The sequence below is a fragment of the Fictibacillus nanhaiensis genome, from assembly GCF_036213205.1.
GTDB lineage: Bacteria > Bacillota > Bacilli > Bacillales > Fictibacillaceae > Fictibacillus > Fictibacillus nanhaiensis_E.
Window position 1 is genome coordinate 1 of record NZ_JARMFC010000030.1, and the last position, 2,988, is coordinate 2,988.

The window sequence follows — 2,988 nt, forward strand, 5'->3', positions numbered from 1 at the left end:
TGTTCTCTCAAAACTAGATACGACGTTTCCAAACGTTATGCTTTTTAAGGATAAGCCCTCGACCGATTAGTATCTGTCAGCTCCACGTGTCACCACGCTTCCACACCAGACCTATCAACCTCATCATCTCTAAGGGGTCTTACTCACTTGACGTGATGGGAAATCTCATCTTGAGGGGGGCTTCATGCTTAGATGCTTTCAGCACTTATCCCGTCCACACGTAGCTACCCAGCTATGCCCCTGGCGGAACAACTGGTACACCAGCGGTGTGTCCATCCCGGTCCTCTCGTACTAAGGACAGCTCCTCTCAAATTTCCTGCGCCCGCGACGGATAGGGACCGAACTGTCTCACGACGTTCTGAACCCAGCTCGCGTACCGCTTTAATGGGCGAACAGCCCAACCCTTGGGACCTACTTCAGCCCCAGGATGCGATGAGCCGACATCGAGGTGCCAAACCTCCCCGTCGATGTGGACTCTTGGGGGAGATAAGCCTGTTATCCCCAGGGTAGCTTTTATCCGTTGAGCGATGGCCCTTCCATGCGGAACCACCGGATCACTAAGCCCGACTTTCGTCCCTGCTCGACTTGTAGGTCTCGCAGTCAAGCTCCCTTGTGCCTTTACACTCTGCGAATGATTTCCAACCATTCTGAGGGAACCTTTGGGCGCCTCCGTTACTGTTTAGGAGGCGACCGCCCCAGTCAAACTGCCCACCTGACACTGTCTCCGAACCGGATTACGGTCCAAGGTTAGAATTTCAATACAGCCAGGGTAGTATCCCACCGACGCCTCCACCGAAGCTGGCGCTCCGGCTTCTCAGGCTCCTACCTATCCTGTACAAGCTGTACCAAAATCCAATATCAAGTTGCAGTAAAGCTCCATGGGGTCTTTCCGTCCTGTCGCGGGTAACCTGCATCTTCACAGGTACTATAATTTCACCGGGTCTCTCGTTGAGACAGTATCCAAGTCGTTACACCTTTCGTGCGGGTCGGAACTTACCCGACAAGGAATTTCGCTACCTTAGGACCGTTATAGTTACGGCCGCCGTTTACTGGGGCTTCAATTCAGAGCTTCTCCCAAAGGATAACCCCTCCTCTTAACCTTCCAGCACCGGGCAGGTGTCAGCCCCTATACTTCACCTTGCGGTTTCGCAGAGACCTGTGTTTTTGCTAAACAGTCGCTTGGATCTATTCACTGCGGCTCTCTCGGGCGATAAACCCTATCAGAGCACCCCTTCTCCCGAAGTTACGGGGTCATTTTGCCGAGTTCCTTAACGAGAGTTCTCCCGATCATCTTAGGATTCTCTCCTCGCCTACCTGTGTCGGTTTGCGGTACGGGCACCTCTTTCCTCACTAGAGGCTTTTCTTGGCAGTGTAGGATCAGGGACTTCGGTACTAAAATTTCCCTCGCCATCACAGCTCAGCCTTCACGTTGGGCGGATTTGCCTACCCAACAGCCTAACTGCTTAGACGCACTATTCCATCAGTGCGCTCACCCTACCTTACTGCGTCCCCCCATTGTTCAAACGGAAAGGAGGTGGTACAGGAATATCAACCTGTTATCCATCGCCTACGCTTTTCAGCCTCGGCTTAGGCCCCGACTAACCCTGAGCGGACGAGCCTTCCTCAGGAAACCTTAGGCTTTCGATGGACAAGATTCTCACTTGTCTTTCGCTACTCATACCGGCATTCTCACTTCAAAGCGCTCCACCAGTCCTTCCGGTCTGACTTCGCTGCACTTCGAACGCTCCCCTACCCCTGTACCATACGGTACAAGCCATAGCTTCGGTGATACGTTTAGCCCCGTTACATTTTCGGCGCAGAGTCACTCGACCAGTGAGCTATTACGCACTCTTTAAATGGTGGCTGCTTCTAAGCCAACATCCTGGTTGTCTGGGCAACTCCACATCCTTTGCCACTTAACGTATACTTTGGGACCTTAGCTGATGGTCTGGGCTGTTTCCCTTTTGACTACGGATCTTATCACTCGCAGTCTGACTCCCGCGGATAATTCTCTGGCATTCGGAGTTTGACTGAATTCGGTAACCCTGTGGGGGCCCCTAGTCCAATCAGTGCTCTACCTCCAGGAATCTTGCCGCGAGGCTAGCCCTAAAGCTATTTCGGGGAGAACCAGCTATCTCCGTGTTCGATTGGCATTTCACCCCTACCCACACCTCATCCCCGCACTTTTCAACGTGCGTGGGTTCGGGCCTCCATTCAGTGTTACCTGAACTTCACCCTGGACATGGGTAGATCACACGGTTTCGGGTCTACGACCACGTACTATGTCGCCCTATTCAGACTCGCTTTCGCTGCGGCTCCGTCTTATCAACTTAACCTTGCACGGGATCGTAACTCGCCGGTTCATTCTACAAAAGGCACGCCGTCACCCGTTAATGGGCTCCGACTACTTGTAGGCACACGGTTTCAGGATCTGTTTCACTCCCCTTCCGGGGTGCTTTTCACCTTTCCCTCACGGTACTGGTTCACTATCGGTCACTAGGGAGTATTTAGCCTTGGGAGATGGTCCTCCCGGATTCCGACGGGGTTTCACGTGTCCCGCCGTACTCAGGATCCACTCAGGAGGGAACGAAGTTTCAGCTACAGGGCTGTTACCTTCTTCGGCTGGCCTTTCCAGACCACTTCACCTACTTCGTTCCTTTGTAACTCCGTATAGAGTGTCCTACAACCCCAGAGAGCAAGCTCTCTGGTTTGGGCTGATTCCGTTTCGCTCGCCGCTACTCAGGAAATCGCATTTGCTTTCTCTTCCTCCGGGTACTTAGATGTTTCAGTTCCCCGGGTCTGCCTTCTCATACCCTATGTATTCAGATATGGATACCATCCCATTACGGATGGTGGGTTCCCCCATTCGGAAATCCCCGGATCAATGCTTACTTACAGCTCCCCGAGGCATATCGGTGTTCGTCCCGTCCTTCTTCGGCTCCTAGTGCCAAGGCATCCACCGTGCGCCCTTTCTAGCTTAACCTTATA

1 rRNA gene is annotated in these 2,988 nt (G+C 52.9%); it reads right to left on the reverse strand.

Going from position 1 to position 2,988, the window contains the following annotated elements:
• Window positions 1-46: 46 nt before the first annotated feature.
• Window positions 47-2,983, reverse strand: a 23S ribosomal RNA gene (locus P4V41_RS20380).
• Between the last annotated feature and the right edge of the window lie 5 nt (window positions 2,984-2,988).